Origin of the sequence: Mycobacterium sp. pR1184, assembly GCF_041287235.1 — a bacterium.
GTDB lineage: Bacteria > Actinomycetota > Actinomycetes > Mycobacteriales > Mycobacteriaceae > Mycobacterium.
On the sequence record NZ_JBGGKR010000015.1, the window covers coordinates 110,593 to 135,975 of the forward strand.

A 25,383-nucleotide genomic window follows, 5' to 3' on the forward strand; every position below is an offset into this window, starting at 1 on the left:
ATGAACCTGGACAGGCGCATCAAGATTCAACTGGCACTGTTTGCGACAATTGCAGTCGCCGCGGGAACCGTGATGGTTTTCCGCTACATCAATGCGCCGGCAATGCTTTTCGGGATTGGCCGCTACACCGTAACCCTTGAGCTTCCGCGTGCCGCCGGCTTGTACCCCAGTGCCAACGTGTCCTATCGGGGGACAGAGGTCGGCCATGTCGAGAGCGTCCGGCTGACGGATAGCGGTGTCAAGGCGGTGCTTTCGTTGAGATCCGACGTCAAGATTCCGTCCGACCTACGGGCCGAAGTTCACAGCCAGTCAGCTCTTGGTGAGCAGTACGTTAGTTTGCTGCCGCGAAACGGCAATGCCATGCCTTTGAAGAACGGCGACTTGATACCTGAAACCGCGGTGTCCGTCCCCCCGGATATCGATTCACTGCTGGACGCCACCAATCGTGGGCTGGCGGCGATACCCCGCGACAACCTCAAGACCGCAATTGACGAAAGCTACACTGCCATAGGTGGTTTGGGTCCTGAGCTCTCCCGCTTAGTGAGCGGCTCCACCCAGCTAGCCGTCGACGCCGACAAGAACCTTGACCCATTGACGGCCCTGATCGACCGATCGGGGCCGGTGCTGGACTCGCAGGCTGATTCGGCTGATGCGATTCGTGCCTGGGCAGCGCACTTGGCCAACATTACTGACCAGGTGCGGTCCAGCGATCAGTCTCTGGCCGGGATCCTGCGCAACGGTGGGGCGAGCGCTGATGAAGCTCGCCAGCTCATTCAGCGCCTTCAGCCCACACTGCCGTTGCTGCTGGCAAACCTGGTCAGCGTAGGCGGTGTCGCCGTCACCTATCAGCCTGCGCTCGAACAGTTGCTTGTGTTGTTTCCGCAGGCCGTCGCGAATATCCAAGGCATGATGATCGCCAACCGCAATACGAAACAGGACTACAAGGGCCTGTTCTTGGACTTCAAGCTCAATCTCAACCTTCCGCCGGTGTGCAACACCGGATTTCTGCCACCGCAGCAGCAACGAGTGCCCTCATTTGAAGACCACCCGAACCGGGCTCCTGGTGATCTTTATTGCCGGGTGCCGCAGGATTCACCTTTCAACGTCCGGGGCGCCCGCAACTATCCGTGCTTGACGGTTCCGGGTAAACGAGCTCCCACCGTGAAGATGTGCGAGAGCGATGAGCACTATGTGCCGTTGAACGACGGCTACAACTGGAAGGGCGACCCCAACGCCACCTTGTCCGGCCAAGACGTTCCACAACTGCCCCCGGGGTCTGCTCCCATGCAGAACGCGCCGCCAGCCGGCAATCCAGCGCCACCGATCGCGGCAGCCGAGTACGACCCAGCCACGGGCACTTACACCGGTCCGGATGGGCATTTGTACACGCAATCCGACCTATCTCAAACAGCCCCGAAGGAGCGAACATGGCAATCGATGTTGATTCCGCCGCCGAAGAGCTAGACGAACCGGCAGCCGAACCGCTGGATGACGAAAGCGAGTCTGACGGACCTGAGGCGCCGGATGTCCACGTTGTTATCGGTACCGATAAGGGGCGCAGGGCCGGTCGGCGTGGGCTGGCGGTGTCCCTTGCGCTGGTCGTGACGTGCGCAGGATTGTGCGGCTGGCTGGGGTACCGCGCGTTCCAGTCGCATCAAGACCAGTTGCAGCGCAACGTTTTTCTGCAGATTGCTCGCCAAGGCGCACTGAATCTGACCACGATTAACTACACCCAAGCCGAAGCTGACGTGCAACGGATTACGGATTCGGCGACCGGCACATTTAGGGAGGACTTCACGCGAAGGTCGCAGCCTTTCATCGAGGTTGTCAAGCAAGCACAGTCCAAGTCGCAAGGTGTAATCACCGACGCTGCCGTGGAATCCGAGGTGGGCAATTCGGCGCAGGTACTCGTGGCCGTGACTGTCAGCACCTCGATTGCCGGAGTCCCAGAGCAACAGCCGCGCGCCTGGCGGATGCGAATCGCTGTCCAAAAGACGGCTGACGGCGTGAAGGTGTCGAACGTGGAGTTCGTGCCATGAGCCGGGTCGCACTGCGTCGGCGGTCCCAACGTGACAGTAGCGACGAGGACACTGGCAAAGCTGATGAATGCGAAGCGGTCGAATCTGGCGAAGATGTTGCCGACGCCGATGGCGTCGAAGCCGCATCTGGTGTGGATAGCGAGCCTGAAGACGATAGCGGTCGCGACAAACGTCGCAGGGGCATGCAATGGCGTCGCGCGCTCACGTATGGGATCCTGCCCGTCCTGGCGTTGATCATGGCCATGGGTGCCGGCTATTTGAAGTGGTATGACTGGTCGGCCCGCGAATCCCGGCTTGCTGCTAGCGAATCCGTACGAGCCGCCAGTGATGGCGCTGTCGCCATGTTGTCTTATCGTCCCGATACGGTGGAGAAAGATCTTGGTGCGGCGCGCGACCGGCTGACCGGATCGCTCAAAGACTCCTATAGTTCGCTGACCCATGAAGTCGTGATACCGGGGAGCAAGCAAAAGAGGATCTCGGCAACGGCCTCGGTGCCGGCGGCCGCTGCGGTGTCGGCGTCGCCGAACCATGCTGTCGTACTGATGTTTGTCAACCAGACCATCGTCGAGGGCACCGATCCTCCTACGAACACAGCGTCCCGGGTGCGAGTAACTCTCGACAAGTCGGAGGGCCGATGGTTGATCTCCTCGTTTGACCCGATCTAGATCGGAATCGATATGCGGCAACGGAGTTCATGCGCGTTGATGCTGTTGCTCGGTGGGCTGTCGCTCACCGCGGCACTCTACGCGCCGTCCGCGCGGGGAGACGCTGTCGCGTATCTACTGAACGTCACCGTGCGCCCGGGCTATCACTTTGCCGGTGCTGCCGATGCCTTGGCTTACGGCCAGGGCATCTGCGACAAGACCCGCGCGGGACGTCCGTATGGCGATCTCATCGCAGACATCAAGACAGACCTCGGGACGTCGGACGAATATCAGGCGTCATACCTCATCGCCCAAGCCGTCAACGAGCTATGTCCGGCACTGATCTGGCAACTACGCAATTCGGCCGCACACTATCGCCCAACGCTGCCGTAACCCCGAGAGAAGGCTAAAAATGTTGAACCCCTTACGCTTAGGAGGCCAGGCGCCGTCCGTCGTGGTTGCTATCGCCGGCCTTACCGCCCTTACGATCCCTGCCGCGCAGGCTGACAACAAGCGCCTCAACGATGGTGTTGTCGCAAACGTCTACACCGTCCAGCACCAAGCGGGTTGTACGAATGACGTCGCCATCAATTTGCAGCTTCAGCTCGCGGCCGAGTGGCATGCTCACGATCTGCTGAACAACCGTAGCCTGGGCGGAGACATCGGTTCTGACGGCTCGACGCCCGAAAGCCGTTCCGCCGCAGCGGGATTCCATGGTCAGGTATCTGAAACGGTCGCTATCAACCCAGCAGTCGCAATCAGCGGTATGGAGCTCATCAATCAGTGGTACTACAACCCGGCCTACTACGCGATCATGTCCAACTGCGCCAACACCCAAATCGGCGTGTGGTCTGAGAATAGCCCCGACCGGACTGTGCTGGTGGCCGTCTATGGTCAGCCGCAGCGACCGTCGGTAACTCCTAAGCAGTCACCAGATACGACGGTGCTGGCTGCCGCACCCACCGCAACGCCCGATATTCCACTGGACCCCAGCCCCGACTACGACGCCAGTGATGAGCTCGAGTTCGGCACAGACTGGTTCGCGTGGATCCTCCGCGGGGCCTACCCGCCACCCGGCTATCCGCCGAAGTGATCTATGTAGTCGGTTTTTGAGGACGTTCGCGCCCACGCGACGCCGAAGTTCTTACTGGGCTACCCCAAGGCCCACGAAGCACCATTTACCAACCCTCGGAAGCGAAGGATGTCAGCGTGTCGATTGCGACTATCAACCCGGCCACCGGTGAGACCGTGAAGACTTTTACCGCCGCGACAGACGATGAAGTCGATGCCGCGATCGCGCGTGCGCACGCCCGGTTCCTCGATTATCGGCACAGCACCACTTTCGCCCAGCGTGCCGAGTGGGCGAACGCCACCGCAGACCTGCTGGAAGCCGAGGCCGACGAGGTGGCGGCGATGGTGACCCTGGAGATGGGCAAGACCCTCAATTCGGCCAAGGCTGAAGTCATCAAGTGCGCCAAGGGCTTTCGCTACTACGCCGATAATGCCGAGCAGCTGCTGGCCGACGAACCGGCCGACGCCAAGGCGGTCGGCGCGAAAAAGGCCTACACCCGGTGGCAGCCGCTGGGGGTGGTGTTGGCGGTGATGCCGTGGAACTTCCCGCTGTGGCAGGCGGTGCGCTTCGCTGCGCCGGCGCTGATGGCCGGCAATGTGGGCCTGCTCAAGCACGCGTCGAACGTGCCACAGTCGGCGCTGTATCTGTCCGATGTCATCGCGCGCGGCGGTTTCCCCGAGGGCTGTTTCCAGACGCTGCTGGTGTCCTCGAGCGCCGTCGAACGCATCCTGCGCGACCCCCGGGTGGCGGCGGCCACGCTGACCGGCAGCGAGCCGGCCGGCCAGTCCGTCGGCGCCATCGCCGGCGACGAGATCAAGCCCACCGTGCTCGAGCTCGGCGGCAGCGACCCGTTCATCGTGATGCCCTCGGCCAACCTCGACGAGGCCGCCAAGACCGCGGTCACCGCCCGGGTGCAAAACAACGGGCAGTCCTGCATCGCGGCCAAGCGGTTCATCATCCACACCGACATCTACGACGCCTTCGTCGACAAGTTCACCGAGCGCATGGCCGCGCTCACGGTTGGCGACCCCACCGACCCCGACACCGACGTGGGCCCGCTGGCCACCGAGTCGGGCCGCGACGAAATCGCCAAGCAGGTCGACGGCGCCGTCGCGGCCGGCGCCACAATCCGGTGCGGCGGAACGGTGCCCGACGGGCCGGGCTGGTTCTACCCGCCGACGGTGATCACCGAGATCACCAAGGACATGGCCCTCTACACCGAGGAGGTGTTCGGTCCGGTCGCCTCGATGTACCGCGCCGCCGACATCGACGAGGCCATCGAGATCGCCAACGCCACCACCTTCGGCCTGGGCTCCAACGCCTGGACCAACGACGAGGCCGAGCAACAGCGCTTCATCGACGACATCGAGGCCGGGCAGGTGTTCATCAACGGCATGACGGTGTCCTACCCCGAACTCGGCTTCGGCGGCGTCAAGCGTTCCGGTTACGGCCGCGAACTCGCCGGCCTGGGCATCCGCGAATTCTGCAACACCAAAACCGTCTGGGTCGGCTAACGCCTGCTCGGCGCCAAACCCGGCCAGCGCCCGCTCGCGGTGAGTTCAAGAAGTCCCGAAATCGGTGCGGGTCTAATACAACATCTTTCGGTGACTGCGGGTCGAGTTCCGAATTTCGTTCGCTGATTAGAAGGTGCTAGACCGACGTGCGCTTCGCTACGCGCATAAGCCTTTTGCCGTATTCCCCACAGTTGAATGTCGATAGCGACACCGAAACAGACTGCACGTGTCTGCAAGAGTGGCGCCGCACTTTGCTCGTCGCGGTGGATGCCTTCACGCGGGCCGCGGGCTGAGGCGTCACTGAACGAGCGGGCTCTGCCCAGCGTTCGTGGGTGGCTTTTCACTGCCAGCATTCGTAAACACGCGCGCCTTGGGGGACGTTCTCTGGACTGCGTTGCAGCGAGGGCATTGCAATGCGCGCATGCCTTCTGGGCCTGGGGCAGGACTCGCGTCTCGCTCAGGGTCGAAAGGTGCAAACGATGAGTGTCTATTCGCTCGCGACGGGCAACGCGATCAACTCGGTGAGGTAATTGATTGTGCCGCTGCCGAAGTCGCAGAATTGTCAGGGTGCTGCGGCATGAACTCCCGCAGATGCTTAGCCGCATCGTGGATCTGGATGTCGATCGCGAACTTCGTCGTTGCCGGACTTTCGGAGCCTCCGCTAACCCGTCCCGCCTCTCACGTCCGCTGAGGTAGGAAAATAGTTCTCCGATAGACCCCATGCACGCCACCAGCCGTCAGGGCATAGGACCATAGTCAAAACGTAAGCATGCTCCAACAGGTAGTCGTCGAACGCCCGCATTGAGTGCTCAGCATCGGGCATAAATTTGACGTACCGGATTGCGTCGTCACCCGGGCATCGCTCGACGAATTGCAAGATCCCTGCCTGCGATAGCCACTGAAGCGCAGAGTCAAAGTTGCCCCACACTAGAGGATTCCACGTCAGATGCTTTAGGGCTTCTTCGCATTCGGGATCTTCCTTTCCCAGGAGCGCAGTCCACCATAGGGTTGCCGCTCCTAGTGGGTCGGTTGGTTCGGGGTTACCTTGCGGAAAGAACGCCTGTCGTGCCTCTTCTGCTGATTTTATCTCCAATGGCGGAATGCTCGGATCCGACTGATCCTTCTCCGCCTGCGTTGCGCGCGAGACGAATTGCGGTACTGTCCGCCCTAGGCTGAGGTAGAACTCGGTAACTGTCAACTGCGGCAGGCTATATGCCGTGCGTTGCTGCCTGAGGCAAGCTAGCGTCACCGTCGGATCGAGATCGAGTTGATCCTGCAGGAAATCGTCGGGATGAACCGCTTCAATATCGTACTGCTCCAATGATTCTGGTGGAAAATCCCGGATGTTGGCAGTCACTATGATCGCGGCTCCGCCGCGTACTGCCGCTGCTGCCACATGGCGATCCTTTGGATCGTTCGTCATCGCGGCCACAAGGTCTTCGTAGCCTTCGACCATCGCATTTGGAAACGCCGACCGCATCCGGTTTAACCGTCGCGACGCCTTCTCCGGCTCGACATTGAACTTTGCGATGAGATTTCGTTCAACCTCGTTCAGAATCTCCTCAGACCACAACGGCTCATACATCTCAGCATCAGCCAACCAAAGTAGAAAGTCAGCTAGCTGATACGGCAGCAACACACAGGCATCGAGTAAGACTCGTATCCTGGCCACACTCAGCGGGTCTCCGTGAAGCCGTTGACTACGCTGTACGCATCATCTTTCGCCGCTTCGGCGCCCATCGCCGCCAGGTCGTTGCGTCGAGACTTGCGTATCCGCTGCTGGTACGCCAGCACATCCTCCAATCGCACCCTTCGGTGGCGGCCGGGTTTCGTATACGTAATCTCACCGGATTGCAGCAGGCGCACCAGCGTGGGTCGAGACACGCCGAGTAAGTCGGCTGCTTCTTGTGTCGATAGCACCGAACGATGCGGCTCTAGGGTGACGGCCCGTCCGTCGGCGAGAGCATTGCTGGCGTGAGCTAGCACATTCAATAGCTCATGGCTGAGTTTGAACTTGCGGCCATCCGAAGTGACCAGAAACATCTCCGTCTGCTCACCTAAGACGTCAGCCAGCTCCTGCAACTCCCCACCCTTGGCGGAATCTGGTGGCAGGACAGTGTGGTCGATGAGAACGTCCATCCGACCATCATAATTCGAAAAAAACGAAAGATCGACTGCGCAACGCCTGGCGTCGGATGCACATAGGTACGCGCCGTTGGTGCTAATTGCGTGCATGCGGGTTGCTCAAGAAGCAAAACATGCTTTGAGCTGCAGTAATAATGGTGCGCGATACTGGGATTGAACCAGTGACCTCTTCCGTGTCAGGGAAGCGCTCTCCCGCTGAGCTAATCGCGCTGGGAGAAAAATTTGGAGGTGGAGACGGGAATCGAACCCGTGTGCACGGCTTTGCAGGCCGTTGCCTCACCACTCGGCCACTCCACCGCTGGGATTGATGCCTCTTGCACCTTCGAGCGGATGACGGGATTCGAACCCGCGACCCTCACCTTGGCAAGGTGATGCGCTACCAACTGCGCTACATCCGCGCGCAACGAGCGAGATCGTCGCCCGGTGCGAAGGACGACGATAGTCCACCTAAGCGGGCGTGCACAAATCTCTTGGCACGTTGTCGCTCTAGGGTATAGGGCGACCTGGCACTTACTGGCCACCCCCCGTTCCGTGCTAGTCTTCTCCCTCGTTCGCCTCTCGGCGCCGGTCCCGTGGCTCAGTGGAAGAGCGTCCGCTTCACACGCGGAAGGTCGCTGGTTCGATCCCAGCCGGGACCACCCCTCTGACTTGCACGGACACCGTGTGTGCAATCTAGATTGGTTCGATTTATCCGGTTCTTGTCCGGTTGCGGTTGTGTCGACCGGGAAGGCCGATTTTCGCGGTGACTGCCTCCTGCCTGAATGGCGAAATCGACGGCCAGCGGGTTGCTGAAGCCAAAGCGGCGCTTAGGAATTGGAAATAGAAGGCCGGCAGCTATAGCTCACGGCGAGTGGATGCGCTGAGCAGTCTCGTCGCCAAGACCAGGTGGAACTTCGGCTCCGCGTGCACCTTCGCGCTCCTCGCATGTCGGCTTCGACCTCGCGCTGAGTGGAGCAGGCCTGCACCGCGCACCTGCCGCTCGAGAAGCGCGGCCTCGGCGGCGCGCACAAGAATCGCGCAAGGTGTTTGTCGCAGCCTTTATGCGACCGGCTACGCAACCCAAGGACCCGTCATGAAACGCAGTGCATTTATCGCCCTGGCGGTAGCGGCCGGGGTCGCTACGGCGGGTTGTTCTGCAACCATCCCGGGCACCCCGACCGCCGCGACGTCGCTGAGCGCGGGCCGTCAAGTGCCCCATTCGTCTCAAGTTGTGTTGCCGTTCGACAATCACAACGTCATCATGCTCGCCGGCATTACGGTGGATGCCGCGGACAACTTGTACGTCCTCGACTTTTATGGCCAGGTTTGGCAGATGGCGCCTGGCGCGGATAAACCACAGCTGGTGTTCACCGACCTCGGCCGACCCGTTGATGCTGCCACCGACGCGGCGGGCAACCTCTACGTCACCGACGTTTCGCAGAACCGGGTACTGAAACTTGCACCGAGGTCCTCGCACCCCACCGTGCTGCCGTTCACCGACCTCAATCGAATCGCCGGGGTCGCGGCGGATGCCGCGGGCAACGTCTACGTCGGCGACGCGGGCAACAACCGGATATTGCGGCTCGCGCCCGGGGCGACGAGTCCGACGGAGTTGCCGTTCAACCACATTCACCCACGCGCCCTGACGGTGGACACCGGCGGCAATGTCTACGTGGCCGACGAGGGCGGCCAGCGAGTAATGAAGCTGGCGCCTGGCGCCGATAGCCCAACGATGCTGCCGTTCACCGACCTCAAGCGACCCACCGCCGTGGCGGTCGACACTCGAGGCAACGTCTACGTCACCGACCAGAATGCCAACCGCGTGTTGAAGTTGGGTGCGGGCGCGAGTAGCCCAACCGTCCTACCGTTCACGGGCCTCTACGGCCCCTGCGGGCTGGCGGTCGACAGCTTGGGCGACGTGTACCTCAGCGACCTCTCCGTTCGCATTCTCAAGCTGCCGGCCCCGTGATGACGATGTCGCGTTTCGGTCTGGCGGACGGGCAGGTCGCGATCATCGCCGCGGCCATGCCGGTTCGCTGCGGGTTGGGCCATTGTCGCGCCCGCTGGGCCCTTGCGACGCCGCGGCACGTCAAACACATTGCAGCGCAGGCAAATATCGAGAAAATCCGCGGTCATCGTTGTGAGCGCCCCTTGACCCGCCTGTGCCGAAGCCCAAGGCGGCGGCGCACCCAAGAATGGCGCAAGAATCCCGCAAGGTATCTGCTGCAGCGTTGCCATTATTGCCAGAGCAGCCGCGCTACAGCTCGCGGGAAAGGAACCGAAATGATCACAGGTTGGCGCCACTGCACCGACGGCCATGACGCCCCAGGCGCCGTTGCCGCCGTTGCCGCGATCCCGGGAAGGTCCTGGCGACGCCACGCCGGCCTCGTCGCGCTGGCCGCGGTACTGGCGGCTGGGTGCTCGTCGAACCATGCGACCGCATCGCACCCCGCACCCGGAACCCCCGCGACGTCAACGTCGATCGCGGCCACACAGATGGCGGCTCACGGCGTCGAGGGCTCGATCGGCGACGTGCCCTGGTCGCAAGTCGGTCCGGGCTGGATGCTCGCCATGTGGAGTCCGGCCGTGGAGGTGCCCCCCGGGGCACAACGGCCCTCGGGATCGCCGGCGCCCGACACGGTCCCCGTCACGCTCTACCTCGTCGACCCGGCCGGCGGTCGCTACCCGATCACCACCTTCCCGCCGACCGCCGACGCCCGATTGGTCGACTGGTCGGGCGATGGCAGTCACGCCCTTTTCGAAGCCACGGGTCCCGGATCATCGACGGTCATCAGCCAGGTCGACCTGCACAACGGCACTCGCACCACCTTCACCGTTAACAGCTCGTCTGTCGCCGCCCGCTACAGCCGCCCAGCCGGCAAGGCGGTGCTGCTGACGGTGGACAACGGAAAGCTGATGCGGGTCGACCTTGCCGGCAATCCGCAGCTGACCTATCCGACGGACAAGCTCGCGGGCGCCTTCAGGGGTCAGTACATCTCGACACCGGATGGCACGCAGCTGGTGCTGGGTACCCGCTCCGGTCTCGCGCTGATGGGCAACGACGGAACGGTCGGAAAGGCGCTGCCCGTCGCCGGAGACACCAGCTGCTCACCGGTGCGGTGGTGGGACAACGACGCGAAAACCGTCCTCGCCAGCTGCGACGTCCCCAACCACCCCGAACAGCTGTGGCTGGTGCCAGTCGACGGTTCGGCACCGACTGCGCTCACCGCGCCGATAACGGACAAGTCGTCACACGACAACGGCGACGTGGACGCATGGCAACTGCCGGCCGGCACCTACGTGCAGTTCCTGGGCGGTTGCGGCGCTATCTACCTCGGCAAGCTCAACCCCGATGGCACGGTCTCCAAGGTGTCGGTACCCAATGTCGACCCGGGCCACAGCATCTACGTCATCGGCGTCCACGGCGGGAACCTCGACCTCAAAGCCATGGTCGCCGGCTGCGGACCCGCCCAGTCGCTGCTCGAGTACGACCCCGCCGCTGGAACGACGACCGTTCTGCTGGGACCCCCGCTCAACGGCGGCGCGGTGATCAACGCGGTGCCCTACCCGGGACAGAAGTAGCATGCGACCGCGGCCGCGGGCGTGGCGACAACGCCGAAACGCCGTGATCGTCGCACTCGCCGTTGCCGCCAGCGGCGTCACAGCGTGTCACTGGTCGCCGTCCTCGACGCCCGCGCCGCAACAAGCCGTGCTGCCGTTGGGCGGTCTCAGCCACCCCGCCGGTGTCGCGGTGGACAGCAACGGCGCGGTCTATGTCGCCGACAGCGGCAACAAGCGGGTGGTCAAGCTGGCCCCCGGGTCGAACAGCCCGACGGTGCTAGCCTTCGCCGGCCTCAACTACCCCGACGGCGTCGCTGTGGACGGCGCCGGCACCGTCTACGTCACTGACGACCACAACAACAGGGTGGTCAAGCTGGCGGCCGGATCGAACACCCAGACGGTGCTGCCATTCGCCGGCCTCAACGGCCCGGATGGCGTGGCTGTGGACGGCGCCGGCGCCGTCTACGTCAGCGACTACCTCAATAATCGGGTGGTCAAGTTGCCGCCCGGGTCGACCACTCATACGGTGCTGCCGTTCACCCACCTCGCGCTCCCGCGCGGTATCACGGTGGACGGCGCCGGCACCGTCTACGTCGCCGACTTCGGCAGAAAACGGGTGGTGACGTTGGCGGCGGGGGCGAATACCCAGGCAGTACTGCCGTTTGATGGCCTTCAAGGCCCCGTCGGGGTGGCGGTGGACACCGCTGGAAGGCTTACTGTCACAGACTATTTCAATAATGCGGCGGTGACGCTGGCGGCCGGATCGTGCAACCCGACGGTATTGCCGTTCACCGGCCTCACCGGGCCCCAGAGCGCGGCGGTGGACGCCGCCGGAACTGTGTATGTGGTCGACGGCGGAAACAACAGAGTCGTGAAGCTTTCGCCGGGGCGGTCAACGGCGCCGGCGTGCCGACAAACGGTGCTGCCGTTCACCGGGCTTGACGATCCGTGGGCGGTGGCGGTGGACACCGCCGGCAATGTCTATGTCGTCAACAACACAGCCGGCGACAACCGCAACGGGGTGCTCAGGTTGGCGGCCGGGAAGAACACCCAAACCGAGCTGCGGTTCACCGGCCTCGGCTTCCCCGAGAGCGTGGCGGTCGACACCGCCGGCAACACGTACGTCGTCGATAACAAAACCGGCCGAGTGTTGAAGTTGGCGCCAGGATCCAACACCCAGACCGTGCTGCCGTTTTCCGGCGTCGCCCCTGGAAGCGTTGCGGTCGACACCGCGGGCGATGTCTTCGTCACCGACTATCACAACAATCGAGTGGTGAAGCTAGCTGCCGGGTCGACCACCCAAACCGTACTGCCGTTCACCGGCCTCACCGACCCGAAGGGCGTAGCGGTAGACGCCGCCGGCAACGTCTACGTCGTCGACGGCAATAAGGTCCTCAAGCTCGCGTCCGGGTCGAACGCGCCGACGGTCCTGCCGTTCACCGGCCTCAACAACGCGTGGGGCGTGGCGGTCGACACGGCCGGCGCCGTCTATGTCGCCGACGGCGGCAACAATAGGGTTCTCAAGCTGGCGGCCGGGTCGAACACGCCGACGGTCCTGCCGTTCACCGGCCTCAACAGCCCGTGGGGCGTGGCGGTCGACACGGCGGGCGCCGTTTATGTCGCCAACCGCGACAACGCCGAGGTGCTGAAGCTGGCGGCAGGCTGATGGCCGCGGTGCGCTCCGGCATCACCCCTTGGCACGCCCGCGGGATCTGGCCCAGACTGAAGCTGCGACATCCCAAGTCATCTCGGAGGCCGGAGGGGGCAGCATGACTTCCTTAGAGCTAACCAGCACGGGGACAGCGGAATTCGACGAGGGCGATGTCTACTTCATCGGCAACGCCACCACGCTGATCCGCTTCGGCGGGCTCACGATCCTGACCGATCCGGCCTTCCTGCACAAGGGCGAGCACGTCTACCTGGGCCACGGCATCTATGCCCGCCGCGAGGTCGAGCCTGCCTGCCAGGTCGCCGACCTCCCTCCGATCGACCTGATCGTGTTGTCGCACTACCACGGTGACCATTTCGATGACGTCGCCGCGCAGGAACTCGACAAGCAACTACCGATCGTCTCGACGGGCGACGCGGTGGACAAGCTCGCGGCCCTCGGGTTCGAACGGGGCTATCCGCTGGACACCTGGGAATCCCTGGAGGTGCACAAGGGGGACGCGACCCTGACGGTCACCGCGATGCCGGGCAAGCATTCCGCCGAGGAGAGGGTCAACGAGCTGCTGATGCCGGTCAACGGCCACCTGCTCGACTTCAGCCGCAACGGCGAACAGCTCTACCGGCTCTACATCACCGGGGACACGATGGTGATCGACGACCTCGCGGACATTCCGCGCCGTTACCCCGACATCGACCTCGGACTGATCCACACCGGTGGCACCACCTTCCTGGTCACGGTCGTCACGATGACGGGGGAGCAGGGCGTCCGAGCGGTCGAGATCACCAAACCGCGCACCGCGATCCCGATCCACTACAACGACTTCTCGGTGTTTCTCTCCGGCCTCGATGACTTCAAGAAGGCCGCCGCGGCCTCGTCGGCGAACACGAAATTCGTCTACCTCGCTCATGGCGAGACCTACACGTTTCAGCCCAACGCGTCACGACAACAATGAGAGAGCACGAGCGCCAGACCCAGACCCCTAAAGGAGCAGACGATGAGTAACCAAGAAGGGATCGGCATTCTGAAACTCGAGTGCCCGCAAAGCCATCCCGTCGGCAGAATCCTCAAGGAAGCCCCGCACCAGCAGGTCGTCTTCGACCCCGGGGTCCAGGTCGGGCCGCGCCGATTCTGGCCCGACGAGCAGGATCAGCCGCAGTTCAGCACGCGCTGCCCCCAATGTGACCGGGCCGTCGGAGACGCCTCGACCGCGCTGCAGGACCGGCATCGCAACCTGGTCATGAGCATGTCCGAGACCACCGAGATCGCCACGCTGCCGTTCGTCTAGCGCCCTCGCGCATACTGTAAGAGTTTCAGTAGCGCGATCCAGGAGGAGCCCGTGGCGCAGACCCCGACATCGCAGAGCACGCCCCGGCCCCCGGACGGGGATTGGCTGGGCACCCCGTATCTGTCGTTCGAGCGCCAGGGACCGATCGCGGTATGCACGATCGATCGTCCTGAGGCGCGCAACGCGTTGACGCCCGCGATGTACTTCGGAATCCGTTACGCCGTAGGCCTTGTCAATTCGGACCCGGGGCTGGCCGGGTTGCTGATCACCGGCACCGGGGACGTGTTCGCGCCCGGCGGTGACATGACCGGGGGCGGCGGCGTCGACGATTGGATCACCTTCGGCGCCGCGCTGGGCATGGACGTCACGCCGTTTGACGCCGTGCGGACCTCCGCCAAGCCGATCGTCGCCGCCGTCAACGGGCTATGCCAGGGCGGCGGCATGCAGATCGCGCTGTGCAGCGACCTGTCCGTGGTGAGCGAGCGGGCGACCTTCCGGGTGCCCGAACTGTTCCGTGGCTACGCCGACACCTACTACAGCCAGATGCTGCTGCGTCTGGTCGGGCCGGTCCGCACCCGCGACCTGATGTTCACCGGCCGGGTGCTCACCGCCCGGGAAGCGCTCGACTGGGGCCTGGTGACCCGGGTGGTGCCGCACGACGATCTGCGGGCCACCGCCCGCGACCTGCTGGCGCAAAGCTGCCGGACCGCGCCGCGCGCCCGCAACGTCATCAAATCCAGCATCGACAACTATCTGGGCCTTTATGACCGCATCGGGATGACCAGCAGCCTGATGGACGCGGAGGCGCGCGAAGGCGTCCGAGCGTTCAAGGAGCGACGCTCGCCGGACTGGGTGCATCCGGAGTTGCGGACCGAGGGACGCCTTTAGAGTTTCAGTCGATCTTCAGGTCGATCCACTCGCCGTGCGGGGCCGTGTGCAGCACCCGCTTGATGCCCGCGTGGTCGAATGCCGCGGCCAATTCGCTCGGCCCCTCGCTGAAGTGGGCCCAGCCGTCGACGTGGGCCGGGATCACCACCTTGACCCCGAGCACCTCGGCGGCAGCGGCCGCGCGCGCCGAGGTCAGCGTCAGCGGACGCCCGCGCTCCTTGGCCGGCACGGTCGCGGCGCCGGCGAACAGCACCGCGACGTCGATCTCGCCGATGCGATCGGCCACCTCGGCGACCACGCTCATCGAGGCGTTGTCCCCGCTGAGATAGATGGTGGGCAACCCGGGCCCGTACAGCACGAAACCCGTGACCTCGCAGTTGACGTTGCCCTCCATGTCGCGCATCCCGTCGGCCGGACCGTGCACGGCCGGAACGGCTTGGGCCGCAACGCGTCCGGGCCCACCCGGCAAGTAATACGACTGCCACGGCTTCAGCCCGACCGCCGGCGGCCCGAAGCGCCCGGCGGCCCCGGGATTGGTGACGATCAGCGGCGCGGCCTCTGCCATCCGGCGGCCCGCGTCGTCGAGGTTGTCCTTGTGCTGGTCGTGGCTGATCAGCACCACATCGACCTGCCCCAGGTCCGCGGCGCTGACTGCCGGACCGGTCAGCTTGGTCAGGTAGTCATAGGGACCCGGCGGGTCGAAGGTCGGGTCCATCACGATCCTGCGGCCCGCGATATCGATCACCGTCGTGGGCCCACCCAGCACCGCGATCGCGCCGTCCCGTCGCTTCGCGTCGACTACCTCGCCCATGTCGCCCCTGATTGCATTCGCGGAGAATCGATATCGGGTCGAACAGCAGGCTATAACATCGCGGGACGGCGGACTGCGGTGACTTCGACTTCGACCCGGATATCGGGCCAGACCAGCGCCGGGACCACCGCGAGCATGAACACGGGTTCGTGTCTGATCACCGACGAGCGCACCGCCGCGTAGGCCGGAATGTCCGCCGCGTCGGTCAGCCACTGCCGCACGCTGACGATGTCGGACAATCTCGCCCCGGCCCGGCTCAGCGCTTCCTCGACGTTGCGCCACGCCTGGGTGGCTTCTTCGGTGAAGTTCTTGGGCAGTGTTCCGTCGGGACGCAGTCCGGGCGTGCCGGAGGTGTAGATGACCTCAGAGCCCGCGGGGACGCGTACCGCGTCGGCATACCGGCCGATATGAGCGGCGACACCGGTGTTGACGGATTCGAACGGTCTGCTCATATCGCCCTTTCGTGATGGATCGTGCAGCCGGCGTCATACCTTGCGGGCGCGATCCTTCCAATATGGTTCGCGGAGCTGGTTTTTCAGAATCTTGCCACTGGCGTTGCGGGGCAGCTCGTCGGCGAAATCGACCGTCCGCGGGCACTTGTAACCGGCCATGCGCTGGCGGCAGAACTCGATGATCTCGGCGGGTTCCAGTCCGGGGGCGACGACGATCGCCTTGACGGACTCGCCCCACTGGTCGTCGGGTACGCCGATGATCGCGGCGTCGGCGATCCCGGGATGCTCGAGCAGCACGCTTTCCACCTCGGGCCCGTACACGTTCTCGCCGCCGGTGATGATCATGTCCTTGAGCCGGTCCTCGATGAACAGGTAGCCGTCGGCGTCGAGGCGTCCGATGTCACCGGTGCGCAGCCAGTCGTCGGCGGTGATGGTGTCGGCGGTGGCTTCGGGCCGATTCAGGTAGCCGATCATGCGCTGATCGCTGCGCACCCAGACCTCACCGGACTCGCCGTGTGGCAGCTGCTCACCAGACTCCGGATCGACGATGCGAATCTCGTTGCCCTGAGCGGCTTTTCCGGCCGACATGAGTAGTTCGGGCCGGTCCGAATTGCGGTGGTCGTCGGCGTCGAGGGCCGTGATCGCGCCGCACAGCTCGGTCTGTCCGTACACCTGCACGAAGTTCATCTCGGGCCAGGCCGCGAGCGCGCGCTGCAGCAGCGGCACCGGCATCGGGGCCGCTCCGTAGACCAGGTAGCGCAGACCCGACATCGCGCCGATCGCGGCCTCGCCGGCGTCCAGGAACCTGGCGATCACCGGCGGCACCAAAAACGCATGCGTCGCACCGGCTTTCACGGCGCCGATCAGCGTCGCGGCCTCGGGCTCGCGGGTCAGGAACGTCGGTGCGCCCGCCCGGATGCCGAAGAACGCATAGGCGATACCGCCGACGTGGAACAGCGGCATGGCAACGAGGTTGGCGTCGCCGTCGGAGAACGGAAACGGCGGCGACAGATTGATGATGTGGTTGACCAGCGCCCGCTGGGTCAGCTGAACACCCTTCGGGCGACCTGTGGTGCCGGAGCTGTAGATCGTGATCGCGGCATCGGTGTCGGCGATCTCGGGATCGACCTCGACGGGTGACGCTGCGGCGAGCAAGGATTCGTATTCGTCCTCGGTGCCGCCCACCACGATGACACGCTGCACGCCGGGGATCTTCGCGCGGATCGCCTCGACCGTCGGCGCCAACTCGGCGCCGACGACAAGCACCTGCGCGCCGCTGTCGTTGAGCACGTGGACCAGCTCGTCGCCGATCACCCGCCAGTTGACGATCGTGGCCACCGCGCCGATCGACGTGGCGGCCAGCAGGGTTTCCAGACAAGCGGGGTGATTCTTGTCCAGGAATGCCACCACCTCGCTGCGCCGCAAACCCGCGGCCCGCAGCGCCCCGGCCGTCTGGCGAATCCGCGACGCCCACTGTGCCCACGACCACTGCCGCTCGCCGAAGTGGATCGCGACGTCGTCGGGTCGGCGTGCCGCGTGTTGCTCGACCATGCCGACGAGCGTCTCCCTCGTGCCGGTGTTGACGTCGGCTGGTGGCATCGCTTCTCCGCTCATCGAAAAATTCCTGGGTCCCCGGGTTCAGTCAAGCCAAGGGTAGTCACCCTGTCCGCGACGAGTTTCGGGAGAGTAGGAGCCGCCGTCCCGGCACGCCATATCCCGACGCGCGAGGAAACCGCGCCGGGTGTGCGGCCCCCGGCCACCGGGAAGTCGATTCTCGGGAAATACCGACGCTACCGCTTCACCGCATGAGCCGCGTAATTAGGCGGTTGCCAAGGTGATTCGCGACCGGTAGGGATCGGTGAAGGGCAGCCAGGCCTCGTCCAGGTCGGGCACTTCGGCTTCGGCCGTCAGCGCGTCGATCACCCCACGCACGGTTTCGCGGTTCTCGATGCGCCGCCATACCAGCGACCACGTCCAAAAAGGCGCGGGTGCGACGATCGGGCGCTGCACGAGATCTGCCGGCAACGCGACGGTTTGCGCCTTGGGGGAGGCGAGCACCGGTCGGCCCAGCCGTCGCACATGCTCGAAAAACATTGGGGCAGCCAGTCCCCCGTCGCTGATTCGCACCGTGCGAGCGCCGGTCTCCCGGGCGAACTGCTCCCCGTAGCGGTTCCACGAAAACCAGCTGCCGGAGTCGGCGTCGAGCAGCACCACCGCGTCGGACGCCTCGACCGGGGAGGAATCCGATCCGACGCTGACGGCGTAAAGCTGCTCGGCGCCAATGAGATGCGTGCTCAGGCCGTGCCGGTCCAGGTCGGAGGAGCGCACCCCGCAAATCGCCAGATCGATGCCGCCCTCGGCCACCCGGGCGACCTGCGCGTGCGACGGCAGCACCCATGTGTCGATGTGCACCTTGGCGACCGCCGAGGTCCGATCGGTCAGGTCCGGGGGAAGCCAGTGCGCGTAGCCGATCCGCACGGGTTCGGCCAACGACAACCCGATTGCCGACCGGCGCAACTGATCTGCCTGATCGAGCAGCGTGCGGGCCGACGGAAGCAACGCCGCTCCGGTTGCTGTGAGGGTGACCGAGCGCCGGTCGCGATCGAACAGGCGTACCCGCAGATCTCGCTCGAGGACCTTGATTTGCTGCGAAAGTGACGGTCCGGCAATGCATAAGCGCTTCGCGGCCCGGCCGAAATTCAGCTCCTCAGCGACCGCTACGAAATAACGAAGATGACGCAACTCCACACGGAAAATGTTAGTGCGACAGTGGGAGTCATGGCCTAGCAGAATCGCGATGACAACGTATGTAACCATTGCTGGGCAAACCCTCGGATGAAGGAATCAACACATGGTCAATGTTGATCGCGCCCGTCATCGCACTTTCGTCGTGACGGGTGCGGCGTCGGGCATCGGCCTGGCTACCGCGCGGCGCCTGATAGCCGAAGGCGGCACCGTGATCGGGGCCGACCTGGAATCTCCGCCCGACTTGGGACCCGACTTCCACTTCGTCACGGCCGACGTGACCGACGAAACGGCCATCCAGGCCGTGCTCGCCGCGGTGCCCGGCCGCCTCGACGGAGTCTTCCACGCCGCCGGCGTTGCCGGCGGCGGCCCGGTCCATCTGCTCGACCGCACGGAGTGGGACCGGGTGATCGGGATCAACCTCACCGGCACCTTCCTGGTCGCCAAGGCGGCCCTGGCCAAGATGATCGAGCAGGACCGGGTCGACGGTGAACGCGGCTCGATCGTGACCGTCGCCAGCATCGAGGGATTGGAAGGCACCGCGGGCGGCAGCTCTTACAACGCCGCCAAGGGCGGAGTTGTGCTGCTCACCAAGAACATTGCGCTCGATTACGGCCCGAGCGGCATTCGGGCGAACGTGATCTGTCCCGGCTTCATCGACACACCGATGGCCCAGAGCGTTTTCGGCCTGCCGGGAATGGAGGGCCCGCTGGCCTCGATCACGCAGGAGCACGCGCTGCAACGGCTCGGCCGGCCCGACGAGGTCGCGGCCATGGCGGCGTTCCTGCTCTCACTCGACGGGTCATTCGTCAGCGGCCAGGCCATCGCCGTCGACGGCGGCTACACCGCGGGTCGCGATCACGGTGTCGTCAAACTCTTCGGCTTTCCCGAGTAGCGACTTAAGATTCGCGCATGGTCACTCCTGACGATGCGATCGAGGCGATTCGAGGTACCGGGGGCGCCCAACCCGGCGCTCGGGCATTGCACGCGAAAGGCACGCTGTACCGCGGTACATTCACCGCCACCCGGGATGGGGCAACGCTGTCCCGGGCAAAGCACCTCGACGGGTCGACGGTTCCGGCGCTGGTTCGGTTCTCCAACGGATCGGGCAACCCGAAGCAACCCGACGGCTCGCCGGGAGTGCGCGGGATGGCGGTGAAGTTCACCCTGCCCGATGGGTCCACCACCGACGTGTCCACCCAGACGGCGCGGCTGTTCGTCTCCAGCAAGCCGGAGGGTTTCGTCGATCTGCTCAAGGCGATGCGGCCCAGCCTGACGACCCCACTGCGCATGGCCAAGTACTTCCTCACCCATCCACGACTGCTCGGCGCGTTGCCGGTGGTGCGCGATGCCAACAAGGTGCCGGCCAGCTACGCCACCATCGAGTACCACGGCCTGCACGCGTTCCGGTGGATCAGTGCCGACGGGAACGCCAGATTTGTTCGCTACCATCTGATCCCGGCCGCAGGCGAGAGCTATCTGTCGGGCGCTGATGCCCGCGGTGCGGCGCCGGACTTCCTGACCGACGAGCTGAATACGCGTCTGGCACAAGGTCCGGTCCGGTTCGACTATCGCGTGCAGATCGCCGGCCCGCAGGACTCGACGGTCGATCCGTCGGCGCCGTGGCGAAGCGCCGAGACGGTCACCGTGGGCACCCTGGAAATCACCGGGCTCGATACCGAGCGCGAACACGACGGCGACATCGTCGTTTTCGACCCGATGCGAGTCACCGACGGCATCGAACCCTCCGATGACCCCGTGCTGCATTTCCGAAGCCTCGCGTATTCGGCGTCGGTCAAGCTGCGAACCGGTGTGGGCCGCGGCTCCGAAGCGCCTCCGGCCTGACAGAAACGCGCCGAGCTGCACGATTGCCGGCGCAATGCGTTGTCCGGCTAGTGTTTTTGAAAGTGTTGGCTTCGCATGTCATGTTGATCGGCCTGGCCGGGTTCGCCGCCGGCGCAATCAACGCGCTCGTCGGATCGGGGACATTGGTCACGTTCCCAACCCTCGTCGCCCTCGGCTATCCGCCGGTCACCTCCACGATGTCGAACGCTGTCGGTCTGGTCGCCGGCGGCGTCTCGGCCACCTGGGGTTACCGCGCCGAGCTCGATGGCCAGTGGGATCGATTGCGTTGGCAGATCCCGGCGTCGCTGGCCGGTGCCGCGCTGGGCGCGTACTTGCTGCTGCACCTGCCCGAGCAGGTGTTCATCGAAGTGGTGCCGGCGCTGCTGGTGCTGGCCCTGCTGCTGGTGGTGGCCGGACCGCGGATTCAATCCTGGGCGCGCCGCAGGGCGCAGGCCCAAGGGCGTTCGGCCGAACACGTCTCGCCGGCGCGGATGGCGCTGCTGGTGTTCGGCACGTTTGCCGTCGGTGTCTACGGCGGCTACTTCACCGCCGCGCAAGGCATCTTGCTGGTCGGCGTGATGGGCGCGCTGTTGCCGGATTCGATGCAGCGCATGAACGCGGCGAAGAACCTGTTGGCCCTCGTCGTGAATATTGTTGCGGCGGTGGGCTATACGTTGGTGGCCTCGGAGCGCATCAGTTGGTCGGTGGCCGCAATCGTCGCCGCGAGTTCGCTGGTCGGCGGATTGGTCGGCGCGAAATACGGCCGCCGCCTGTCGCCGAACGCATTGCGCTCCACGATCGTGGTGGTAGGGCTGATCGGGCTGTATCGCCTGTTGGCTGTGTAGGCCCGTCAGCCCGCGGTGGCAGCGGCGGCGTGGTCGATGACGTCCATCATGTCGCCGCGCTGTTGCCAGATCTTGCGTTGCCGCATCGCCCCGTTGCCCTGCGCCAGGATGCGGTCGAGTTCGGCGACGGCGCGGTCGTATTCGCCGAGTTCGTCGAGCGCCGGACGCACCCGTTGCACCAGGGCATCGAGCTGCTGACGGGCCGGCACCGCACGGTGCTGGTTCGCCGGGTCGAGCAGGTGTCCCGACAGCCCGTCGTGGGCGGCCTTCCAATACGCCGCCCGCATCGCCGCCGGTGGCAATCGGCCGCCGTCGTCGCCGCGGCCGGCCACGTTCAGCGCCGTCATCACCGCGGCCCGGATCAGCGTGGCCAGCAGCACCGTTTCCTCGACCGTCGCCGGTACATCGGCCACCCGCACCTCGACCGTCGGGAAGTTCGCCGACGGGCGCACGTCCCAATAGATCATCTTGGGATCCAGGATCACTGCGCTGTCGAGCAGCATCCGCACGGTGCGGTCGTACTGCTCGGGTGAGGCGAAGAAGGGCGGCGGCCCGGCGGCCGGCCAGCGTCGCCACAGGATGCTGCGCCAGCTGGCATAGCCGGTGTCGGAATTGCGGTACAGCGCCGAATTCGCCGACAGCGCAAGCAAAGACGGCAGCCACGGTCGTAACCAGTTACTGACCTTGATGGCGGCTGCCCGGCTGGGCACCTCGACGTGCACGTGGCACCCGCAGATGCCTTGCTCGTGCGCGATCATCCCGAACTCCTCCCCGATCCGCCGATAACGCTCGGTGTCGGTGAGCGGGAACTCGTGGGGTGTGACCGGAGGGAGCCCCAGGGCCAGTAGCCGTACTCCACTGGCCTCGGCCGCCTGCGCCGCCGTGCGCCGCAGCTGGGCGAGTTCCGCATGCAGTTCGGCGCTGCTCGCGGCCACGCCGGACGTGGTTTCGACCTGGCAGCTGCTCAATTCCAGCTGCAGCGCGATGCCCCGACGTTGGGCCTGCGCGGCCACCTCGCTGTTGGAAGGGGCCGGTTCGCCCGTTTCCGGGTCGACGAGGAGAAATTCCTCCTCCACGCCAAAGCTGGGTAGGTGATGCATCCAGCCCCCGGGCGTTAACGAGCCAGCGCTGAGTCCACCGTCGGGTAAACGGGCAACATGCCGCTGAGCCCGCACGCGTCGACGACTCGGGAAACGATCCGCTGCGGGCTGACCAGCCGCAATTCGATTCCGCGCCGATGCAGGGCTGCTGCCGCATCGGCCAGTACCTCGACCGCGCAGCAGGCCATGAAATCCAGCCCGGTGATGTCGACGATCAGGGGGCCGGGAGCCGCGACGACGCCGGCTGCTTCGTTGACCAGATGGCGCCAGGTTTGCTCGTTGCAGGCGTCGATCTCGCCGCCCGCGTAGATGATTACGGCCGCGCCGCGGCGATCGGTGGTCGCCCGCAGCGTGCTGTGTGGGTCGCCAAGCTCGTAGACCAGTCGGGTGCTGAGCATCAGCCGCGGGCCCGACGTGGGGGGAGCATGATCTGCAGTTGTCTTCATGGGGACTCCTAATCGACGGGCGCCGCCGGCGCCGCGATGGATGTCCGTCCTAGTGTCTGAAGACAGACTTTCCGCGAAGTGCGCGGATCTCCTTTGTATAACGAGACAGAGCGGTCTGTCTACATGTGATGGTTAAGAGTATCGTAAGCCTAAATATGGAAAATTCCGACATCGTGCCGGCCGCTCCGTCTGCCCGTGAACGGATCTTGCATGCGGCATATGAGCTGTTCAGCCGGCGTGGGATTCGTGCGGTCGGCACCGATGAGGTGATCGAGTGCGCCGGTGTCGCCAAGGCGACGTTGTACCGGCATTTCGCGACGAAGAACGACCTCGTGCTGGCCGTGCTGGAGCGCCGCGAACAGATCTGGACGCACGGGCTGATCGAGGCGCAGTCGGAGCAGCTCGGCACGACGCCCGAGGAACAGCTGCTGGCGATCTTCGACGTGATGCACGAGTGGTTTCATCTTCGCGACGGCTTAGAAGGCTGCTCGTTCATCAACGTGCTGCTCGAGCTGGGCGCCGATCACCCCGCCGGGCAGGCCTGCATCGCGCACATCGACCACGTCCGCGACATCGTGCGGCGCCGGGCGCTGGCCGCCGGGCTCACCGATGTCGAGGACTTCGCCTCGTCATGGCACATCCTGATGAAAGGGGCCATCATTCTGGCGGCCGTGGGCGATCTGGAAGCCGCTCGGCGCGCGCAGAAGATGGCCGTTGTGTTGATCGAGCAACACCGGCCGCCGTCGGTGCTCGAGCTGGGCGAGGCGACCGGCTAGCTCGCGCGCCATCAAGCAGCGTCGGCGGCCGTGGTTCCGCTCTTTTGCGCGTGTTCGGCCTCGAGTTCGGCGATCGCGCGGGATGTGCGTTCGCGCAGCAGGATTGCGGCGATCAGGCCGACGATGATCGCGATGACAAGGGCGATCCAGGAGAACCGCTCCAGCCATCGTTCGGCGGCCATGCCCGCGAAGTAGACCAGCGCGGTCGTGCCACCCGCCCAGCAGATGGCGCCGGACACGTTGGCGGCCAGAAAGCGCTTGTAGTGCATTTTCAGCGCGCCGGCCAGCGGCCCCGCAAAGATCCGTAGCAAGGCGATAAAGCGCCCGAAGAACACCGCCCGGATTCCCCAGCGGTCGAACAACCGCTCGGCGAGCATGACGTGGCCCGGGCCGAAGTGCCTCGGGAAGCGCTGGCCCAGCCTGTCGAAAAGGCCCATGCCGAACCGGCGCCCGATCGAGTAGCCGATCGAGTCGCCGATCACCGCACCGATCACGGCGGCGACCCCCACCCCGATCGGGTTGACGGCAAGGTCGTGGTGCGACGACATCAGCGCCGCGCTGACCAGAACGATTTCTCCCGGAAGCGGGACACCCAGGCTTTCCACTCCGACCACACCCCCGACCACGAGGTAGACCGCGAGCGGCGGGATGGACTGCAGCAAAGCCTCGACGTTCATGGCTCAAGGATGCCTGACTGACGTCCGCCCTGTGCCGCAATGTCACCCCTGAGCGCGGCGTCGGGCGGCCCGCTGACCGGTTCCAGCTCGGGGCGTTTGGGGAATCGGCCGTCGGCCGCGGACAGGCCGCGCATCCGTCGCCACAACCAGGGAAAGAAATTGTCTTGCGTCCAGCGCAGCTTGCCGTAGGCGCCGTCGGCGATGGACAACTGCGTGGGATTGGGGTGCGCTGCGGCCCAATCATGGCTGCTGTCAGGCAAATTGAGGGCCTCGGCGGCCGCAGCGGCGAACAGGATATGACCCTTGGGGGACGCGTGCACGCGGTCGTAACTCCAGGTGTCCCAATCGCGCATCGAGGCCGCGTTGTACAGGTCGATCAGCTTGAATCCGTAGCGGCCGGCGGCGACGGTGATCGCGTTGTTCATCCGGGCCAGCCGTTTGGACACGATGCGGCCGAACGGCAGGAATTGAGCGACGTTCGGGAAGGTCGTCGTGACCACCGTCGCGCCCGATCTGGCCAGCGCGGCATAAACGTAGTCCAGCTCGGCCAGCGCCCGCGGGAATTGTCGTCCAGGCTGGATGACGTCGTTCATCCCGGCGCAGATGGTGATCAAATCCGGCTTCATCGCCAGGGCGGGTGGAATTTGCTCCGTGAGGACGTCGCCGAGCTTTTTGCCGCGGACCGCGAGGTTGGCGTACTGCAACCCGGGGTAGAGGGTATCGAGCATGACGGCGAGTCGATCGGCAAAGCCTAAGAGGCCGGTAGTTTCGTCACCGTCCCAAAGACCTTCGGTTTGGCTGTCGCCGAGGGCGACGAACCTGCAGTATCCGGCCCGCATAGCTCCGTACACGATGCCGAGACTAAACCCGTTGCTATTTCCAGTGCGTGA

The 25,383-nt window shown here is 64.9% G+C and carries 26 protein-coding genes and 4 tRNA genes; 17 read left to right on the top strand and 13 right to left on the bottom strand.

The features are described 5' to 3' along the window. The 6 genes from ACAG21_RS23475 to ACAG21_RS23500 all read left to right on the top strand — a co-directional run bounded on the left by ACAG21_RS23475 (position 1) and on the right by ACAG21_RS23500 (position 5,269). On the top strand, positions 1–1,464 hold the full coding sequence (locus ACAG21_RS23475) for an MCE family protein (RefSeq protein ID WP_370498663.1): 1,464 nt from the start codon (positions 1–3) through the stop codon (positions 1,462–1,464). Further along, the gene (locus ACAG21_RS23480; protein WP_370498664.1) at positions 1,428–2,039 is read left to right on the top strand and encodes a mammalian cell entry protein; all 612 of its coding nucleotides are present in this window, start codon (positions 1,428–1,430) and stop codon (positions 2,037–2,039) included. The genes ACAG21_RS23475 and ACAG21_RS23480 overlap by 37 nt, the downstream gene beginning before the upstream one ends. After that, the gene (locus tag ACAG21_RS23485; RefSeq protein ID WP_370498665.1) at positions 2,036–2,704 is read left to right on the top strand and encodes a hypothetical protein; all 669 of its coding nucleotides are present in this window, start codon (positions 2,036–2,038) and stop codon (positions 2,702–2,704) included. Before ACAG21_RS23480 ends, ACAG21_RS23485 begins: the two co-directional genes overlap by 4 nt. Before the next feature lie 39 nt (positions 2,705–2,743). Next, positions 2,744–3,076: a DUF732 domain-containing protein gene (locus tag ACAG21_RS23490; protein ID WP_370498666.1), complete on the top strand. Its 333-nt coding sequence runs from the start codon at positions 2,744–2,746 to the stop codon at positions 3,074–3,076. A 19-nt stretch (positions 3,077–3,095) separates the two neighbouring features. Beyond that, positions 3,096–3,776: a CAP domain-containing protein gene (locus ACAG21_RS23495; RefSeq protein WP_370498667.1), complete on the top strand. Its 681-nt coding sequence runs from the start codon at positions 3,096–3,098 to the stop codon at positions 3,774–3,776. A gap of 116 nt (positions 3,777–3,892) precedes the next feature. Further along, on the top strand, positions 3,893–5,269 hold the full coding sequence (locus ACAG21_RS23500) for an NADP-dependent succinic semialdehyde dehydrogenase (RefSeq protein ID WP_370498668.1): 1,377 nt from the start codon (positions 3,893–3,895) through the stop codon (positions 5,267–5,269). Positions 5,270–5,930: 661 nt separating this feature from the next. Here the strand turns inward: ACAG21_RS23500 and ACAG21_RS23505 are convergent. The 5 genes from ACAG21_RS23505 to ACAG21_RS23525 form a co-directional block, all read right to left on the bottom strand. Then, positions 5,931–6,941, bottom strand: coding sequence for a PIN domain-containing protein (locus ACAG21_RS23505; RefSeq protein WP_370498669.1), 1,011 nt, complete (start codon positions 6,939–6,941; stop codon positions 5,931–5,933). 2 nt (positions 6,942–6,943) lie between these two features. Then, positions 6,944–7,408 carry a helix-turn-helix domain-containing protein gene (locus ACAG21_RS23510; RefSeq protein ID WP_370498670.1) on the bottom strand — a complete coding sequence of 155 codons (465 nt, stop codon included), beginning with the start codon at positions 7,406–7,408 and terminating at the stop codon, positions 6,944–6,946. 141 nt (positions 7,409–7,549) lie between these two features. Then, a tRNA-Val gene (locus tag ACAG21_RS23515) sits at positions 7,550–7,624 on the bottom strand. A 13-nt stretch (positions 7,625–7,637) separates the two neighbouring features. Beyond that, positions 7,638–7,711: transfer RNA gene (locus ACAG21_RS23520), tRNA-Cys, on the bottom strand. A 28-nt stretch (positions 7,712–7,739) separates the two neighbouring features. Continuing rightward, positions 7,740–7,812 (bottom strand) — tRNA-Gly (locus ACAG21_RS23525). Positions 7,813–7,980: 168 nt separating this feature from the next. On the opposite strand from ACAG21_RS23525, the gene ACAG21_RS23530 reads away from it, so the two are divergent. The 7 genes from ACAG21_RS23530 (at position 7,981) to ACAG21_RS23560 (ending at position 14,796) form a co-directional block, all read left to right on the top strand. After that, a tRNA-Val gene (locus ACAG21_RS23530) sits at positions 7,981–8,052 on the top strand. A 434-nt stretch (positions 8,053–8,486) separates the two neighbouring features. Beyond that, positions 8,487–9,362 carry an NHL repeat-containing protein gene (locus ACAG21_RS23535; protein ID WP_370498671.1) on the top strand — a complete coding sequence of 292 codons (876 nt, stop codon included), beginning with the start codon at positions 8,487–8,489 and terminating at the stop codon, positions 9,360–9,362. 314 nt (positions 9,363–9,676) lie between these two features. Further along, a complete protein-coding gene (locus ACAG21_RS23540) occupies positions 9,677–10,975 on the top strand; it encodes a hypothetical protein (RefSeq protein WP_370498672.1) in 1,299 nt (432 codons plus the stop codon). A 1-nt stretch (position 10,976) separates the two neighbouring features. Further along, a complete protein-coding gene (locus ACAG21_RS23545) occupies positions 10,977–12,620 on the top strand; it encodes an NHL repeat-containing protein (protein ID WP_370498673.1) in 1,644 nt (547 codons plus the stop codon). Positions 12,621–12,723: 103 nt separating this feature from the next. After that, a complete protein-coding gene (locus ACAG21_RS23550) occupies positions 12,724–13,575 on the top strand; it encodes an MBL fold metallo-hydrolase (RefSeq protein ID WP_370498674.1) in 852 nt (283 codons plus the stop codon). A gap of 42 nt (positions 13,576–13,617) precedes the next feature. Beyond that, the gene (locus tag ACAG21_RS23555; RefSeq protein WP_370498675.1) at positions 13,618–13,908 is read left to right on the top strand and encodes a hypothetical protein; all 291 of its coding nucleotides are present in this window, start codon (positions 13,618–13,620) and stop codon (positions 13,906–13,908) included. A gap of 51 nt (positions 13,909–13,959) precedes the next feature. Next, positions 13,960–14,796, top strand: a complete 837-nt coding sequence (locus tag ACAG21_RS23560) for an enoyl-CoA hydratase/isomerase family protein (protein WP_370498676.1) — start codon at positions 13,960–13,962, stop codon at positions 14,794–14,796. Between the two features lie 4 nt (positions 14,797–14,800). Here the strand turns inward: ACAG21_RS23560 and ACAG21_RS23565 are convergent, their stop codons facing one another. From ACAG21_RS23565 to ACAG21_RS23580, 4 genes are all read right to left on the bottom strand, one after another. Next, entirely contained in the window at positions 14,801–15,607 is an 807-nt protein-coding gene (locus ACAG21_RS23565) for an MBL fold metallo-hydrolase (RefSeq protein WP_370498677.1), read from the bottom strand. Between the two features lie 50 nt (positions 15,608–15,657). Further along, on the bottom strand, positions 15,658–16,059 hold the full coding sequence (locus tag ACAG21_RS23570) for a RidA family protein (RefSeq protein ID WP_370498678.1): 402 nt from the start codon (positions 16,057–16,059) through the stop codon (positions 15,658–15,660). Positions 16,060–16,092: 33 nt separating this feature from the next. After that, the gene (locus ACAG21_RS23575) at positions 16,093–17,658 is read right to left on the bottom strand and encodes a long-chain-fatty-acid--CoA ligase (protein ID WP_370498735.1); all 1,566 of its coding nucleotides are present in this window, start codon (positions 17,656–17,658) and stop codon (positions 16,093–16,095) included. A gap of 219 nt (positions 17,659–17,877) precedes the next feature. Then, on the bottom strand, positions 17,878–18,807 hold the full coding sequence (locus ACAG21_RS23580) for a LysR family transcriptional regulator (protein ID WP_370498679.1): 930 nt from the start codon (positions 18,805–18,807) through the stop codon (positions 17,878–17,880). Between the two features lie 103 nt (positions 18,808–18,910). Between ACAG21_RS23580 and ACAG21_RS23585 the strand changes: the two genes are divergently transcribed. From ACAG21_RS23585 to ACAG21_RS23595, 3 genes are all read left to right on the top strand, one after another. Beyond that, entirely contained in the window at positions 18,911–19,699 is a 789-nt protein-coding gene (locus tag ACAG21_RS23585) for an SDR family NAD(P)-dependent oxidoreductase (RefSeq protein ID WP_370498680.1), read from the top strand. Between the two features lie 17 nt (positions 19,700–19,716). Beyond that, on the top strand, positions 19,717–20,649 hold the full coding sequence (locus ACAG21_RS23590; RefSeq protein WP_370498681.1) for a catalase family peroxidase: 933 nt from the start codon (positions 19,717–19,719) through the stop codon (positions 20,647–20,649). Positions 20,650–20,729: 80 nt separating this feature from the next. Beyond that, a complete protein-coding gene (locus ACAG21_RS23595; protein WP_370498736.1) occupies positions 20,730–21,494 on the top strand; it encodes a sulfite exporter TauE/SafE family protein in 765 nt (254 codons plus the stop codon). Between the two features lie 5 nt (positions 21,495–21,499). On the opposite strand, the gene ACAG21_RS23600 is transcribed toward ACAG21_RS23595, so the two are convergent. Both ACAG21_RS23600 and ACAG21_RS23605 read right to left on the bottom strand, forming a co-directional pair. Next, positions 21,500–22,594: a glutamate--cysteine ligase gene (locus tag ACAG21_RS23600; protein WP_370498682.1), complete on the bottom strand. Its 1,095-nt coding sequence runs from the start codon at positions 22,592–22,594 to the stop codon at positions 21,500–21,502. Between the two features lie 14 nt (positions 22,595–22,608). After that, complete coding sequence (locus tag ACAG21_RS23605) at positions 22,609–23,040, bottom strand: anti-sigma factor antagonist (protein ID WP_370498683.1); 432 nt, start codon at positions 23,038–23,040, stop codon at positions 22,609–22,611. A gap of 155 nt (positions 23,041–23,195) precedes the next feature. On the opposite strand from ACAG21_RS23605, the gene ACAG21_RS23610 reads away from it, so the two are divergent. After that, a complete protein-coding gene (locus tag ACAG21_RS23610) occupies positions 23,196–23,816 on the top strand; it encodes a TetR/AcrR family transcriptional regulator (protein ID WP_370498684.1) in 621 nt (206 codons plus the stop codon). Positions 23,817–23,827: 11 nt separating this feature from the next. Here ACAG21_RS23610 and ACAG21_RS23615 read toward each other — a convergent pair whose 3' ends face one another. Then, positions 23,828–24,493 (bottom strand): DedA family protein, encoded by a 666-nt coding sequence (locus tag ACAG21_RS23615; protein WP_370498685.1) that lies wholly within the window; start codon positions 24,491–24,493, stop codon positions 23,828–23,830. Further along, positions 24,490–25,344 carry an SGNH/GDSL hydrolase family protein gene (locus ACAG21_RS23620; RefSeq protein WP_370498686.1) on the bottom strand — a complete coding sequence of 285 codons (855 nt, stop codon included), beginning with the start codon at positions 25,342–25,344 and terminating at the stop codon, positions 24,490–24,492. Before ACAG21_RS23620 ends, ACAG21_RS23615 begins: the two co-directional genes overlap by 4 nt. Positions 25,345–25,383: the final 39 nt, after the last annotated feature.